Origin of the sequence: Thalassotalea sp. SU-HH00458 (genome assembly GCF_040362795.1) — a bacterium.
GTDB lineage: Bacteria > Pseudomonadota > Gammaproteobacteria > Enterobacterales > Alteromonadaceae > Thalassotalea_H > Thalassotalea_H castellviae.
This window is the reverse complement of sequence record NZ_BAABWW010000001.1, coordinates 352799-367628: the sequence shown is the minus strand read 5'-3', so window position 1 is coordinate 367628 and position 14830 is coordinate 352799. Positions and strand designations below refer to the sequence as shown.

Annotated in this window: 13 protein-coding genes; 8 read left to right on the top strand and 5 right to left on the bottom strand. The window is 36.6% G+C overall.

Annotation, left to right across the window (positions count from 1 at the left end; translation table 11 throughout):
* Nucleotides 1-22: 22 nt before the first annotated feature.
* Nucleotides 23-700, bottom strand: coding sequence for a DNA mismatch repair endonuclease MutH (gene mutH, locus ABXH06_RS01650; protein WP_353517060.1), 678 nt, complete (start codon nucleotides 698-700; stop codon nucleotides 23-25).
* Nucleotides 701-885: 185 nt separating this feature from the next.
* Here mutH and rppH point away from each other — a divergent pair, with 185 nt between their 5' ends.
* The 4 genes from rppH to ABXH06_RS01630 all read left to right on the top strand — a co-directional run bounded on the left by rppH (nucleotide 886) and on the right by ABXH06_RS01630 (nucleotide 5638).
* The gene (rppH, locus tag ABXH06_RS01645; RefSeq protein ID WP_311578231.1) at nucleotides 886-1389 is read left to right on the top strand and encodes an RNA pyrophosphohydrolase; all 504 of its coding nucleotides are present in this window, start codon (nucleotides 886-888) and stop codon (nucleotides 1387-1389) included.
* Nucleotides 1390-1555: 166 nt separating this feature from the next.
* Complete coding sequence (gene ptsP, locus ABXH06_RS01640; protein WP_311578227.1) at nucleotides 1556-3832, top strand: phosphoenolpyruvate--protein phosphotransferase; 2277 nt, start codon at nucleotides 1556-1558, stop codon at nucleotides 3830-3832.
* 59 nt (nucleotides 3833-3891) lie between these two features.
* The gene (locus ABXH06_RS01635; protein WP_311578224.1) at nucleotides 3892-4683 is read left to right on the top strand and encodes a sulfite exporter TauE/SafE family protein; all 792 of its coding nucleotides are present in this window, start codon (nucleotides 3892-3894) and stop codon (nucleotides 4681-4683) included.
* Between the two features lie 121 nt (nucleotides 4684-4804).
* Nucleotides 4805-5638, top strand: coding sequence for a thymidylate synthase (locus ABXH06_RS01630; protein ID WP_311578221.1), 834 nt, complete (start codon nucleotides 4805-4807; stop codon nucleotides 5636-5638).
* Nucleotides 5639-5688: 50 nt separating this feature from the next.
* Here the strand turns inward: ABXH06_RS01630 and ABXH06_RS01625 are convergent, their stop codons facing one another.
* Entirely contained in the window at nucleotides 5689-5934 is a 246-nt protein-coding gene (locus ABXH06_RS01625) for a YfhL family 4Fe-4S dicluster ferredoxin (protein WP_311578218.1), read from the bottom strand.
* Complete coding sequence (trhP, locus tag ABXH06_RS01620; RefSeq protein WP_311578214.1) at nucleotides 5934-7304, bottom strand: prephenate-dependent tRNA uridine(34) hydroxylase TrhP; 1371 nt, start codon at nucleotides 7302-7304, stop codon at nucleotides 5934-5936. The genes ABXH06_RS01625 and trhP overlap by 1 nt, the downstream gene beginning before the upstream one ends.
* 240 nt (nucleotides 7305-7544) lie before the next feature.
* Here trhP and ABXH06_RS01615 point away from each other — a divergent pair, with 240 nt between their 5' ends.
* Nucleotides 7545-8387, top strand: coding sequence for an HDOD domain-containing protein (locus ABXH06_RS01615; protein ID WP_311578211.1), 843 nt, complete (start codon nucleotides 7545-7547; stop codon nucleotides 8385-8387).
* Between the two features lie 76 nt (nucleotides 8388-8463).
* Here the strand turns inward: ABXH06_RS01615 and rdgC are convergent, their stop codons facing one another.
* On the bottom strand, nucleotides 8464-9384 hold the full coding sequence (rdgC, locus tag ABXH06_RS01610) for a recombination-associated protein RdgC (protein WP_311578208.1): 921 nt from the start codon (nucleotides 9382-9384) through the stop codon (nucleotides 8464-8466).
* Nucleotides 9385-9488: 104 nt separating this feature from the next.
* Nucleotides 9489-11228, bottom strand: coding sequence for an ATP-binding protein (locus tag ABXH06_RS01605; protein WP_353517059.1), 1740 nt, complete (start codon nucleotides 11226-11228; stop codon nucleotides 9489-9491).
* A 300-nt stretch (nucleotides 11229-11528) separates the two neighbouring features.
* Here ABXH06_RS01605 and ABXH06_RS01600 point away from each other — a divergent pair, with 300 nt between their 5' ends.
* The 3 genes from ABXH06_RS01600 (at nucleotide 11529) to phoR (ending at nucleotide 14644) form a co-directional block, all read left to right on the top strand.
* Nucleotides 11529-12455 (top strand): porin, encoded by a 927-nt coding sequence (locus ABXH06_RS01600; protein ID WP_311578201.1) that lies wholly within the window; start codon nucleotides 11529-11531, stop codon nucleotides 12453-12455.
* Nucleotides 12456-12626: 171 nt separating this feature from the next.
* Nucleotides 12627-13328 carry a phosphate regulon transcriptional regulator PhoB gene (gene phoB / locus ABXH06_RS01595; protein ID WP_311578198.1) on the top strand — a complete coding sequence of 234 codons (702 nt, stop codon included), beginning with the start codon at nucleotides 12627-12629 and terminating at the stop codon, nucleotides 13326-13328.
* A gap of 11 nt (nucleotides 13329-13339) precedes the next feature.
* The gene (gene phoR / locus ABXH06_RS01590; RefSeq protein WP_353517058.1) at nucleotides 13340-14644 is read left to right on the top strand and encodes a phosphate regulon sensor histidine kinase PhoR; all 1305 of its coding nucleotides are present in this window, start codon (nucleotides 13340-13342) and stop codon (nucleotides 14642-14644) included.
* Nucleotides 14645-14830 lie beyond the last annotated feature (186 nt).

The window sequence follows — 14830 nt, the reverse complement described above, 5'->3', positions numbered from 1 at the left end:
TTTTTAATTAAGTTGGTTTAAGTCAATTAATCCGTAAAAATCGGTTAATTAATTGTTGAGTGAATGCTGTTTTTAAGTAGAATCCTCTAGGTAATGTCATAAAGGGTTTACCGTTTTTATTAAAAGCTTTTGTTTTCGCTTGGCTATTGGCGGCCTTTGGACGTAATTGTAGAATTTGACCGTGTTTGCCATGGATGTTTTCTACTTCACCTAACACTATCATATCGGTTAATTCTTGCCAGTCTTGAGCTAATAACTGCTCTTCTTCCACTGATGGACTCCATAAAAAGGGGGTGCCCACAATGCGATCGGCAACAGGGATAATACGCTCTGAGATCACTGGCACCCAAAGGACTTTACTGAGTTTATTTTTGATATGACTGTTTTGCCAGGTTGCGCCAACTAAGCCCGTTAATGGGGCAACACAAACAAAAGTTGTTTCTAGTGGTTTTCCATGACGATCAATGGGAATCGTTTTTAATTCAACGCCTAGATGAGGGAAGTCGGGAATAGGTTTTGAGCCAGCACTGGCTCCTAAGACTTGTTCGAGTAATAGGCCTATCCAACCTTTTTCTTTATTTAAATTCGTGGGTATTTTAATCTTTTCTTGACGAGCAATTTCTCCCAAAGTTAACCCCGCTAAAGCTTGAGCTCTGGCAATTAATTCTGCTTCACTTTCAGGAATTTTAGTCGTTATCATTAAAAAGGTTTATGATGGCTTTATTGCTATTATCTTTTGCCTGTAATCGCGAAGCAAGTGGTTTTTAGCGTTATGGAAATTAATAACTGACTGAAATATTATCAAAAATTTTAAGCAGTTTTTATTTGCTCAGAAGGGCAGATTATGGAAGAATCAGGGTATATAGAAATTTTTTAGGAAAACCTGTGATAGATGCCGAAGGCTATCGAGCTAATGTCGGCATAGTAATAATCAATGACAGGGGACAAGTTTTTTGGGCAAGGCGTTATGGGCAACATTCTTGGCAATATCCTCAAGGGGGCGTTGACGAGGGAGAAACACCAGAACAAACTATGTATCGGGAGCTTCGTGAAGAAGTCGGTTTAAAACCTGAACATGTTAAAATAATTGCTTCAACAAAACATTGGCTAAGGTACAAATTACCAAAACGATTAATCAGACATGACAGCAAACCTGTGTGTATTGGACAAAAACAAAAATGGTTTTTGTTAAAACTAACAGCGAAAGAGTCAGCGGTTGATTTACTTCATACTAAACATCCGGAATTTGATGATTGGCGATGGGTAAGTTATTGGTATCCTGTCAGGCAAGTTGTTTCATTTAAACGCGAGGTTTATCGTAAAGTAATGAAAGAGTTTGTCGCAAATAGTTTACCTAATTATCGACATGAACGTCGAAAAAAGCGGTAATTGATTATCACTGTGTTGTCATCATTATTTTGTTAATCAGTGAATAAAAATAGCTCGCAAAAATTATGTGAGCTATTTTTTTCTAAAAAATACCAAGATATTTCAGCGTATTTTTCTCGAGAAATGGACATTATTCAGCGTATTTTTAAACACCTGTAGGGATCTCATGTTAACTAGTTTACGTCGCATTGTGCTTGAGTTTAGCCAGAACACTGAGCTAGAAAGTGCTTTACGTCGTATTGTTAGTCAAATAAAACAAGTGATGAAAACCCAATGTTGCTCAATTTACTTGGCGGATCATCAAAAACAACATTTTATTCTAATGGCATCCGATGGTTTAGATGAAAAGTCATTAGGCCAAACGACTATTGGTTTTACGGAAGGATTAATTGGGTTAGTTGCGCAGCGAGAAGAGCCACTCAATATTGCCAACGCTCGTTCACACCCTCATTTTATTCATGCCCCTGAAGTTAAAGAAGAAAATTTAAATGCCTTTCTAGGTACACCAATCATTCATCAACGAAAAGTCATTGGCGTCATTTCTATTCAACAAGAAAAAGCTCGTTTTTTCAATGAAAACGAAGAAGCCTTTCTAGTTACCTTGGCGGCACAAATTGCCACCGCCATGGCCAATGCAGAAGCGACAGGCTTAATCGCTCAACATCAGGGCAATAATCATTGGACTAAAGCCATTCAAGGAGCGGCAGGTTCATCAGGCGTTGCTGTCGCACCAATGTTATTAGTGCAGCCTCATGCAGATTTAACGGCGATCGCGCTGACTAAAACGCAAGATGTTGCTTTAGAGCGTGAGAAGTTTGAGCAAGCGGTTAATCAAACACGCGAAGACTATACTCAAATGGCAAGTAAGCTTGAAGCCATTATTGTCGATAACAGCTTAGATATTTTTGAAATGTATAAACAGTTACTTGATAACGCTAATTTAGGACGTGAAGTTGCTGATAAAATTAATGAGCGTTGGAATGCTGAAAGTGCATTAAAAATAATTATTGACAGTTATGTCGTTCAATTTGAGAGTTTAGAAGATAGTTATTTGCGTGAAAGAGCGAGTGATATTAAAGATCTCGGCAACCGTTTATTATTTAATATTCAATCTTTTAGTAAAATCCCTAAAGCTGTGCCTGAAGAGTTTATTCTCGTGGCGGAAGATGTCACCGCTTCTATGGTTGCAGAGTATCAACACCAAGGTTTAAAGGGCATAGTTTCTCTTCAAGGGTCTAATAACTCGCATGCAGCAATATTAGCTCGTGCATTAGCTTTACCTGCGGTGATGGGGATTGAACGAATACCCTTAGGCAAACTTGATAAACATTTGTGTATTATCGATGGCTATAGTGGTGAATTATTTGTTGATCCTAATGAAGCATTAATTCGTGAATATGAACACTTAATTGCAGAGGAAAGCGCACTCGCTGATAAAGTAAAGCAAGTACAACTTTTACCTGCTATTACGCCTGATGGTAAAGAAATCGAACTCTTATTAAACGCGGGGTTATCATCAGGTTTTGAGCACTCAAAGAACTCAGGCGCAGCAGGAATCGGATTGTACCGTACCGAAATTCCGTTTATGAGCAAAAGTTGTTTTCCGTCTGAGCTTGAACAAACGGTACTTTATCGTCAGGTGTTAGAAGCATTTCCTCAACAACCTGTCACTATGCGTACGCTTGACGTTGGCGGTGATAAATCTTTACCATATTTTCCTATCCATGAAGAAAATCCCTTTTTAGGTTGGCGTGGTATTCGCATTACTTTAGATCATCCCGAGATTTTTTTATTACAAATACGCGCTATGATCAGAGCAAGTGTAGCCTATCAAAATTTAGAAATTATGCTGCCAATGATTTCTAGTGTCGCTGAAGTAGATGAAGCGATAAGGCTCATTAACCAGGCGTATTTTGAGTTGTCTTCTGAGTTAGCAACTGACCAAAACACTGTATTAGCTCGTCCACGCATTGGTATAATGATTGAAGTGCCAAGTGTTATTTTTCAATTAGAAGAATTAGCTAAGAAAGTCGACTTTTTCTCGGTGGGAAGTAATGATTTAACCCAATACTTATTAGCGGTAGATCGCAATAATTCGCGGGTTGCCAGCATATATAGTTCGTATCATCCTGCGGTATTAAAAGCGTTGCAAATGATCGCCCAAGAGTCAAAAAAATATGCAGTGCCGTTAAGTTTATGTGGTGAACTTGCCAGTGAACCAGCTGGCGCACTGCTATTATTAGCAATGGGCTATGATAAATTAAGTATGAACCCTCATAATATTTCGAGAATTAAATGGGTGATAAGGCATGTTGAGTTTAAGAAGGCTCAATCTATTTTGGCAAAAGTATTAACTTTATCCAATGCAAAACAGGTACATAATTATTTAAATGAACAATTAGAACTACTCGAGTTAGGGGGATTTGTTCGCGCCGGTATGTAGTGACTGCTTATTCACTAAAATTTTGTGCCGGTTTCTTCGCATCAATTTAGGATAAATTTATGTTTATCAGTGTATTACTTGTATGTGCAGCATTAGGTTGCTTAGCCGGATTTTTGGCGGGCCTTTTGGGAATTGGTGGTGGCTTAGTGATAGTACCCGCCTTAGTTTATTTATTACCAAGTTTAGGCTTTTCACCTGAAGTAGTTATGCCTGTTGCTATAGCTACATCACTCGCTTCTATCGTTTTTACTTCTGCATCCGGAACTTTTGCTCATCATAAAAATAATAATATTCCTTGGGCTATCGCGAAACAATTAATGATTATGATTGCGATTGGAGCATTATTTGGTGCCTATATCGCCGATTCATTATCAAGTGAATTATTGACTTATATATTTGCCGTAGCGGTAACTATTCTTGCCAGTTACATGTTATTTTCTGTTCGAATTGAAAAAAGTAAGCCTTTACCTAATCACTGGGTAATTAAAGCCATTGGTTTAGGCACTGGTTATATTTCTAGTTTGATGGGGATCGCCGGTGGGGCTATTTTGGTTCCCGTATTAACTTATTATTCATTGTCACTACGAGAAGCGATAGGTACCGCTACGGTTTGCGGGTTTGTCGTGGCCTTGTTTGGCGCTACCGGCTTTATTATCACAGGGTTAGATCAAGCTAGTTTACCTTCGTGGAGTCTAGGTTATATTTATTTACCTGCTTTATTTGGCATCATTTCTACCTCTTCTTTACTCGCGCCTTTTGGTGTGAAAATGGCAGAAAAACTTCCGGTAAGATATTTGAAACGTATTTTTTCTGGCTTCTTAATTTTAGTTGCGATAAAAATGGTTTTATAGCTCGAAAATTCTGTTTATTTGAGTGTTGCCTAATCATTTTTCATAGTATTCATCAGATATTTTCGGCATAATTTACACGTATAAATTGCGTCATTACCGTTATCAATTTTAGGAAAAATTAATGAAAGCTTATTTAGATTTAATGCGTCATGTTTACGAGCATGGGGTAGAAAAGTCAGACCGAACAGGCACAGGGACAAAAAGTATTTTTGGCCATCAAATGCGGTTTGATTTATCTAAAGGTTTTCCCTTAGTAACGACGAAGAAATGTCATTTAAAGTCAATCATTCATGAATTGTTATGGTTTATCAAGGGCGAGTCGAATATCGCTTATCTGAAAGAGAATGGCGTGAAAATTTGGGATGATTGGGCTACACCTGAAGGCGAATTAGGACCTGTTTACGGAGTACAATGGCGTAATTGGCCAGCAGCCAATGGTGAAACGATTGATCAGTTAGCGCAATTAATTGATGATTTGAAAAACAATCCCGATTCACGTCGCCATATTATTACCGCTTGGAACCCTGCATTATTACCTGATACTTCTATTAGCCCTGATGCCAATGCAGCTATAGGCAAACAAGCATTACCGCCGTGCCATACTCTTTTTCAGTTTTATGTGCTTGAAGGTAAATTGTCATGTCAGTTATATCAACGCAGTGCTGATATTTTCTTAGGCGTACCCTTTAATATTGCCAGTTACGCATTATTTACTATGATGATCGCCCAAGTCTGTGATCTTGAGTTAGGCGACTTTGTTCATACCTTTGGTGATGCGCATTTATATTTAAATCATATGGAGCAAGTGCAAGAGCAACTTTCGCGTGAGCCATTACCGTTACCAACTATGGCGATTAATCCAGAGGTTAAAAGCATCTTTGATTTCACTTTTGAAGATTTTGAATTAAAAAACTATCAATCGCACCCACACATTAAAGCACCGATATCTGTTTAATCATTAAATGATAAAAAGGAGCTTAGCTCCTTTTTTGCTTAGTGGCCTCGTTAACCATGCATCTGCATAAACTTTGCCAGTAACATATCTTTATCTTCTAAATAGTTAGGGTCTTTTTTAATACAATCTATCGGGCACACTGACACACAAGTTGGTTTATCATAATGACCTAGACATTCAGTGCATTTTTCTGGATTAATTTCATAGACGTTCTCACCTAATGATATCGCTTTATTTGGGCATTCTGGATCGCACATATCACAATTAATACAAGATGCTTCAATTAGAAAGGCCATTATGCGGTTGCCTGCTGATGGTGTTTCTGGGGATATGGATGACGAGTTGTTCCTCCTGGTTTTAAGTAACGCAGGATAATCGCGAATTTCAACTCGAGTTCTGTAGCCAGTTTAATGTACACCTCATGTCCAGAGCCTTTAGCATCAGTAATTTCTTCATTGTTGATATTGGTCATATATTCAAGGGTAAAGGATAAATTACCTGAAGGTGTCATCAGCTCTAAAGTATCCCCCGTTAAAAACTTATTTTTAACGTCAATTTTTATAAACTTTTCATCTTCACTTTTGCCTATAACTTCTCCAACGAATTGCTGAGTATCACTTTTTGAATAACCATATTCATAGTTTTGTGTTTCACCATGACGGTGTCGTTGTAAAAAACCTTCGGTATAGCCTCGATGCGCTAAATGTTCTAAATCAGTGTTAAGGGATTGATTAAAGGGCTTATTCGCAAGTGAATCTAGCATTGCTTGATTATAAATTTGTGCGGTTCTGGCGCAATAATAAAAAGACTTAGTCCTACCTTCTATTTTGAGTGAATGCACTCCTATTTTTACCAGGCGATCAACATGTTCTACCGCGCGTAAATCTTTTGAGTTCATAATATAGGTGCCGTGCTCATCTTCGAAGGCGGGCATGTACTCACCGGGGCGACCTTGTTCTTGCAAAAGAACAAGGTCATTAAAAGGAGACTGATCAGGCTTATAAATATCTACAGGTCGTGCAATAACATCACCCGTTTCAGTTTCTTTCGCTGCATGGGCCTGATATTTCCAACGACAAGAATTTGTGCAGGTGCCTTGATTTGGATCTCGTTTATTGATGTAACCTGATAATAAACAACGCCCTGAATAAGCCATGCAAAGCGCACCATGAACAAATACTTCTAACTCCATTTCAGGACACTGAAATCGTATTTCTTCTATTTCATCTAATGATAATTCTCGCGATAAAATAACGCGTTCAATTCCTTGTTGGTGCCAAAATTTGACGGTTGACCAATTAACCGCATTAGCTTGCACTGATAAATGTATTGCCATATCTGGAAAGTTTTCTCTAACGAGCATAATTAATCCAGGATCTGACATAATTAATGCATCAGGTTTCATGGCAATAATCGGTGCAATATCGGTTAAAAAAGTTTTAAGTTTACTGTTATGAGGTGCAATATTATTGACTAGATAGAATTTTTTGCCGAGTTGATGCGCTTCATTTATGCCTTGTCTAATGGTTTCAATATTAAATTCATTATTTCGAACCCGTAATGAGTAACGAGGTTGTCCGGCATAAACCGCGTCTGCGCCATACGCAAAGGCATAACGCATGTTTTTTAAACTGCCTGCAGGTGAAAGTAATTCTGGTTTTATCATATAAAGCACTCGATTTTTAAAAGCAAACATTTTAAAAATCGTTGAGTGAGCATTCAAACTGTCTGATCAAGAAAACATTAAATAATGGGAGAAAATGCTTGTATTTTTTTTCAATATTTTATTTTGCAAAACTGGAAATAACAATTAGCAAAATATTTTGTTTAAAATTGATTTTTTCCAGTTTTATCAGAAATATGTGCTACTTTTAAAAAAGAGAAATAATTTTTTAAGAGGTTCTTTATGGGAACGGAAAATGCGCTTTACACCATATTGGTGGAAAAAATTAAACAAGAATCTTTAGTCTTACCGACATTACCTGAAGTTGCTTTAAGAGTGAGAGAAGCAGCAGATGATCCAGAAATTAATCTTGGCCAGATGAGTGAGATTATTTCTCATGATGCTGCTTTATCAATGGGTATGCTAAAAGTTGCTAATAGCGCTATGTTAGGCCGTGGTATTAAAGTTGAAACTGTGAATCAAGCCGTTACAAGAATTGGCTTAAGGCAAATAAAAAGCATTGCTACCGCAATGGCATTAGAACAAGTATTTATTTCTGAAAATGAAATAGTTTCCATGTATTTGAAAAAATCATGGTCTAAAACTGTTGATGTCGCTTCAGTCGCTATTTCTTTAATGACGTTTTATTTAAAGAAAAACAAACATTCTCCATTAATGTTAGAAACGGTTACCTTAGCTGCATTAATTCATAGTATTGGTGTTTTACCCATTTTAACGGAAGCAGAAAGTCATCCTGATGTGTTTGCTAATCCAACCTTTTTACAGCAAGCTATTATCAAGCTTTCGAGTCGTGTTGGCGCTGAGGTTACTAAAGCGTGGGGATTATCAGAAGATTTTACAGAAATTGTACAAACTTGGAGTGATTTAACGATATTACCTGAAGAAGTTCATTATTTAGATTTTATTCGTTCAGGGGCAATTTACCATAATATATTTAAAAACGAATCGACGAAAGAGACTTTACTTAAGCGTTACGTCGCGAAAGGGATCATGCCTGATGTTAACTTTATGGAGAGTGATGAGTTTAAAGCCATGGTTTCTGATGTGAAAACCATGTTTAGTTAAAGTTTATTAGAGAACAATCGTTTTGACATAAATAAAAAGGCGCCGATCAAGCGCCTTTTTGATGTTTAATGATTGGTTAGTCTTCTAAATAATCGGTAGTTTTGACAGAAAATTCTGCTAATAAATCATGAATGAAACGATTTATTTCACCGGCCATTAACGCAAAATCAGCATCTAGACGAGCCACTATGTCATCTTTATCAATATCTTCATTTTGTTCATGAATAACATCAAAAAACTTGACGCGTTTTATTGCCAGATCGTCACATAAAATACACGACATAGCATCATCCCATTCTAAAGCAAGCTTAACAACAAACTTTTCGGCATCTAAATGCGCTTTAATTTCATCACTATCAAGCTCTTGATTTTTAACACGGACAACGGCGCCATCATCACCTAAACCATGAAGTTCAGCTTCTAAACCTAATTGAAAATTATCACCGAGGTTATGCTCGGTAAGCCAATCGGTCATCATTTCATCGGGTGCTTTTTCAGGAGATACACTCGTAACAGGTAAGGTGCCTAAGACTTTTCTTAACAAGGCAAGAAAGTCTTCTGCTTTACTTCTACTACTGGTATTGATCACAATAATATTGTGTTCAGGATTAATATAAGCATGAGTGTCTGTCACTCGAGAAAAAGCGCGCGGTAATAATTCAAAAATAATATCTTCTTTAAATTGTTCTTTTTCTTTTTTAGTTGCACTACGCGACTGCTCTGTTTCTAACAGGGCTATTTTTTCTTCAAGCATATCTTTAATTACTGGTGCTGGTAAAATTTTCTCTTCTTTTCTTGCACACAATAAGTGATTGCCATTGACTGAGTGGACAGTACTGCTGCCATTTTTTCCAAGCGCATTTACCCAACCAAAATGTGACATTTCAGTTGAACCACAAGGAGTAAATAGATGCTCACCAAGGTGTTTTTCGAGATCTTGTTCTGACCATTCAAACGGGCGAGTAAAGGCGAAAAAGTAGAGGTTTTTGAACCACATTAAAGCTATCCTTCGGCCATTTTTAGGCCGGTAAACAAAAAGGAAACTATCTTAACTTAATTCATTTAATGAGTCATACATTTCATGGTGAGATAATGGTTTGTTTAGCGCATATCTTTAAAGGTAATGAGGTAACTTAAACCTTGGTTTTCTTCTGAACTCGCAACAATAGTGCCGTTTAGCGTATCTGTAACTAAATTTTGAACAATATGTGTGCCTAAACCGCTACCGCCTCTACCTGACTTAGTTGTAAAAAATGGGTCAAATAATGAGGGTAAAGATTCTTTTGGAATGCCTAAGCCGTTATCAGCATAGGTAATTTGTACTTCATCATTTTGCATCTCAACTTTAATATTGATTTCACCTTGTTCAATACCTTCAAAACCGTGAATAATTGAGTTAATGATTAAGTTAGTAAAAATTTGCGAGATAGCGCCAGCATGACAATAAACTTCGATAGTATCAGAACAATCAATGTTGATTTCATGCTTGGTTTTTTTCAGTTTAGGGTGTAATGATTTGATTATTTCATTGATATATTTTGCCAGATTTATATGACGGATCTTGTCGCTCGTTTGGTCAACGGCAACTTGTTTGTAGCTACTAATGAGATCGGAAGCTCGATTGAGATTATTAATTAATAATTCAACGCTTTGATTCGCATTTTGTCTAAATTCATCTAGGCCACGCTTACTTAACTTATTACTGTCTATTTCATCATTAAGTTTAGTCAGTAGATCAGATAAGTAACTCGTTGAAGTAATACTTACTCCAATTGGGGTGTTAATTTCATGAGTAATCTCAGCTGATAAGGTTCCAAGTGTCGCCATTTTTTCGGCATCTAATAATCTTTCTTGGGCTTTCCTAAGCTCTTGAATCGAACTCTTAAGTTCATCATTGGTATTGGTTAATGTTTTTTCTGTTTGGCTTCTTCGACTATTTTCTGCTTTGAGTTGCCCTTGTTGAGCGAGTAACTCTCTTTGCTGCATTTCCATTTTTAACATAGTGGTACTTAATGAAGAGGTTTTTTTCGCAACTTCTTGTTCTAACATTAAGTTTTGTTCATCGAGTTTGTTATTTGAGTCAATAATCTCACTTTGCGCAGTGGCGAGCTCTTCTTTATAGCGGGATAATTCGGATAAAAGATTATTATAGGCATTTTGTAAAATACTCAATTCGTTTCTTTCATAATTGACAATATGAAGTTTGGATGCTTCTGGATCGTCGATATCGAATTGGTTAATTTGTTCAGTTAATTCATTAAGCGGGTTGGTTAATAGTTGTGAAAAGGCAATCGAAAATAAAAAGACTAATGCGGCGGTTTTCACCATGGCGTTGCCAATAAGGAAATATATCCCGACTTCAATACGATCAAAAATTACCTGATTACTCGAAAGCAATGTCACCGTACCGACTTTGGTAGTACGACCGGAAAACTCAAAAATCAGTGGGAAACTATAGCCAAAGAGCCCTTCAGATAATGAACTTATATTAAAATAACTTTTTTCTTTATTATCTAATTTAATGTCGCCGTCTTGTGTTCTATTCTCACCTAATTGCGTAATGATTTGATTGTTTTCATCAGTAACTTTTATCCCTTTTATCATAGGGATCGCAACTAAACCTTCAGCAATGTCGATAGCTTGTTGCGTGTTTAACTCCCATACGGCGCGAGTTAAACTACTACTAAAGGTTTTTTCTAAGGTGAGTAATTCGCTATTGATATGACTTTTGGTATTGATATATTCAGCACCAATTTGAACACAGGTCACTAAAAAGGTTAAGACAAAATAAAATGACAATACACGAGTTAAAAGCTTTCGAGAAATGCTAGTTACTTTCATTTTATTTTCTTTATAGCCCCGTTGATTATTTGATAATAGCGCTTTTGATAGATGATTAAAGTGTTTTTTTGTTTATTTGGCAAAAATTAGTAAAAAAAGACTTAGTTTTCCATACTATAGACTATACTTTTAAAAATTAAAAATGGCTGATATGTCATAAAAGTGAAATAACACTGACATAAAAACATCTCTATTATTTCACTTTTCTGTAAAAAAACGTACATATTGTCACAAAAGTGTCATCTTTGATCGGCACAATATGCGGTAAATAAATACTAAGCAAATTTTAAGGGTTTAGATATGAAACTTTCATATAGCACTTTGGCTACAGCATTATTAGCCACATTATCTGTGTCGTCATTGGCTGCCGATGTTACTATTTATGGTAAAGCCAATGTTTCAGTTCAATCTTCTGATGAAGGGGAAGGTTCGTTTACTGAGGTTAAAAGTAATGCCTCTCGCATTGGTTTTAAAGGCACCCATGAATTGTCAGACGATTTAACGGTCGTTTATAAAGCTGAATTTCAAGTTGACCTAGATGGTGATTCAGCGAAAGGTGACAGCATCACAGATAGAAATCAGTACATTGGCTTAAAAGGAAATTTTGGTCAAGTATTGCTTGGAAACAATGATACCGTGTTGAAACAGTCTCAAGGAAAAGTTGATTTATTTAGTGATTTAAATGGTGATATTAAAAGTTTATGGAAAGGTGAAAACCGTATGTCTGATTCCATTACTTATAAATCTAAGAGCTTTAATCACTTTCAAGTGGGTGTTACTTATGTCGTTGAAGATAGCGTAGATGGTGATGATGCTACCTCTTTTGCTGTTACTTACGGTGATGCCGCACTAAAAAAATCTCAATGGTATGCTGCTTTAGCGTTTGATTCTGAAATGAAAGGATACGATGTCACTCGTGCAACGGTTCAAGGTAAGTTAGCAGGGGTTACTTTAGGCGCAATGTTACAAACTCAAGAAGAAGTGTCTTCTGGAAAAGAAATGGATGGTTTTCTTGCCTCAGCTAAATATTCTATCGATAGCTGGGTATTAAAAGCGCAATTACAAACCGCGAATTTTGATGGCGGTGATGATAAGTCAGGTGTGACTCTAGGTGCTGACTATAAACTTGCTAAAAATACCAAATTATATGGTTTTTATACTACATTTGATATGGACAGTGGTGCTGATGAAGACTACTTAGGGGCTGGGATTGAGTATAAGTTTTAATCTCTTTTTCTAATATCTGTAATTAAAGCGACTTTAGGTCGCTTTTTTCTTGCCTTAAGTAACTTGATAGTGAATGATTAACTAAAATTTCAAGTGTGTAATAAAATTGTCACAAAAACTTATCACAATGTTCATTAGAAGTTGTCGATAGACCATCAGGAAATTTTTTACATGAACAGACAGATTTTAGTTGTGGAAGATGAAACGCCGATCAGGGAAATGATCACCTTTGTGTTAGAGCAAAATGGTTTTAATACCATTGAAGCAGAAGACTATGAGGAGGCAAAGTCAAAGATTGTTGAACCCTATCCAGATCTTATTTTACTTGATTGGATGCTTCCTGGTGGAACTGGCGTTAAGCTAGCAAAAACTTTAAAACAGAATGAATACACCCGTTCAATTCCTATTATTATGTTAACCGCACGTGCGGATGAAGATGATAAAGTAAAAGGTTTTGATGTCGGCGTTGACGATTATGTGACGAAACCATTTTCGCCGAAAGAATTAATCGCACGTATTAAAGCGGTTATTCGTCGAGTTTCACCAACGGCACTTGAAGAAGCGATTGAATTTCATGGCATGAAGCTTGACCCTGTTGCGCATCGAGTTTCGATCAATGAAAGAGCATTAGATTTAGGCCCTACAGAATTTAGACTCTTGCATTTTTTTATGACACACACAGAAAGAGTTTATAGTCGTGAACAATTATTAGATAATGTTTGGGGCACGAATGTTTATGTTGAAGACAGAACGGTCGATGTTCACATAAGACGATTACGAAAAGCGATTGCTGGAGAAGGTCATGAAGACTTTATTCAAACAGTACGCGGCTCGGGATATCGCTTCTCTGGCAAAATAAAAATGAGTCTCTAAAGTTCGCAAATATGTTTTTTCGTTTATCTGCAAGAACCATAATTAGCCGTTTAATCGTTATTTTAGTATTAAGTGCAGCTGTTGGCTTTTTAGTTGGCAATACTTTTTTATTTGTTGCGCTTAGCGCGGTAACTATTTTAGTTTGGCATTATCACCATTTATTTAAATTAATAACATGGTTGTGGCGCAGTAAAGCTATATCTCCACCAGAAGCCGAAGGTATCTGGGGCAGAATATATGACGGACTTTACCATCAGACAAAAAAACACCGTAAAAAACACAAGTTACTTAATGCCAAAATTCGTCAATTTAGAGATGGTGCTGAGGCTTTACCTGATGCTGCGCTTGTTTTGTCAGATGACTTAACCATTGAATGGGGCAATAAAAAAGCACAACGTTTACTTGGCATTCGCTGGCCAGGCGATATTGGTCAACGAATTGATAACTTATTAAGATTTCCAGAGTTTAGCCAATACCTAGAAGATGCAAATTTTGAATCCCCTTGTCATATCCCTTCACCGATTAATGCTGAATTGGTTTTAGAGTTACGTTTAATGGCCTATGGCAGCGAGCAAGTGTTATTTCTTGCAAGAGATGTCAGTAAAGTGCATCGCCTTGAAGAAATGCGTCGTGATTTTGTTGCTAATGTTTCTCATGAATTAAAGACGCCGCTGACTGTGGTGCGTGGTTATGTAGAAATGGTACAAATGACTGAACATGCGTTAGATCCTTATTGGCAAAAAGTCTTCAATACCATGGATACTCAAGTATCGAGAATGGATCGTTTAGTTGAGCAGTTACTGATACTTTCTCGGGTAGAAATAAATATTGATGAAGATGATAAACAGTTAATTGATATGCCTAAGTTGATTCGTGCCTTAGTTGAAGACAGTAAATGGCTTAATCAAGATAAAAAACATCATATAACAGCAAATATTGATGATCACCTTGCGATAGAAGGCATTGATAACGAAATTAAAAGTGCCTGTTTAAATTTAATATCCAATGCAATTAGTTATACACAAGCCAATGGCAATATTCATATCTCGTGGCAAATGGATGGAAATAAAGCTAAATTTTCAGTCAAAGACGATGGCCCTGGTATTCGCCCTGAAAACGTTAATAGAATTACTGAACGATTCTTTCGAGTCGATAAATCGAGATCTCGTGACACCGGTGGGTCAGGTTTAGGGTTAGCGATTGTTAAGCACGTCTTGAATCATCATCATGCTGAACTTTCAATTAATTCTAAATGGGGAATGGGGAGTGAATTTATTATTTACTTTGATCCTAAATGTATTCGAACAGTCCCTTAAATCCTTTTATCTATCTAAACGATTTCTTCACCTTTTATGGTTTCCCTCACTGAAAAATACTGACTAGCAAAGGTTTTTCAATCAAAGGTAACAATACTTCAAATTTATGACAGTTATTTTACCTTTGTCATATAAGTGTCACAAACCTTAAATATAATTGTCATATTAGCTTTATATAGTGTTCAC

Excerpts from the sequence above, each read along its gene's own strand:
- ABXH06_RS01605 (WP_353517059.1), bottom strand. The coding sequence starts at position 11,228 with ATGAAAGTAACTAGCATTTCTCGAAAGCTTTTAACTCGTGTATTGTCA.
- ptsP (WP_311578227.1), top strand. The coding sequence starts at position 1,556 with ATGTTAACTAGTTTACGTCGCATTGTGCTTGAGTTTAGCCAGAACACT.
- phoB (WP_311578198.1), top strand. The coding sequence starts at position 12,627 with ATGAACAGACAGATTTTAGTTGTGGAAGATGAAACGCCGATCAGGGAA.
- trhP (WP_311578214.1), bottom strand. The coding sequence starts at position 7,304 with ATGATAAAACCAGAATTACTTTCACCTGCAGGCAGTTTAAAAAACATG.
- ABXH06_RS01600 (WP_311578201.1), top strand. The coding sequence starts at position 11,529 with ATGAAACTTTCATATAGCACTTTGGCTACAGCATTATTAGCCACATTA.
- ABXH06_RS01630 (WP_311578221.1), top strand. The coding sequence starts at position 4,805 with ATGAAAGCTTATTTAGATTTAATGCGTCATGTTTACGAGCATGGGGTA.
- ABXH06_RS01615 (WP_311578211.1), top strand. The coding sequence starts at position 7,545 with ATGGGAACGGAAAATGCGCTTTACACCATATTGGTGGAAAAAATTAAA.
- phoR (WP_353517058.1), top strand. The coding sequence starts at position 13,340 with ATGTTTTTTCGTTTATCTGCAAGAACCATAATTAGCCGTTTAATCGTT.
- rdgC (WP_311578208.1), bottom strand. The coding sequence starts at position 9,384 with ATGTGGTTCAAAAACCTCTACTTTTTCGCCTTTACTCGCCCGTTTGAA.
- ABXH06_RS01625 (WP_311578218.1), bottom strand. The coding sequence starts at position 5,934 with ATGGCCTTTCTAATTGAAGCATCTTGTATTAATTGTGATATGTGCGAT.
- ABXH06_RS01635 (WP_311578224.1), top strand. The coding sequence starts at position 3,892 with ATGTTTATCAGTGTATTACTTGTATGTGCAGCATTAGGTTGCTTAGCC.
- mutH (WP_353517060.1), bottom strand. The coding sequence starts at position 700 with ATGATAACGACTAAAATTCCTGAAAGTGAAGCAGAATTAATTGCCAGA.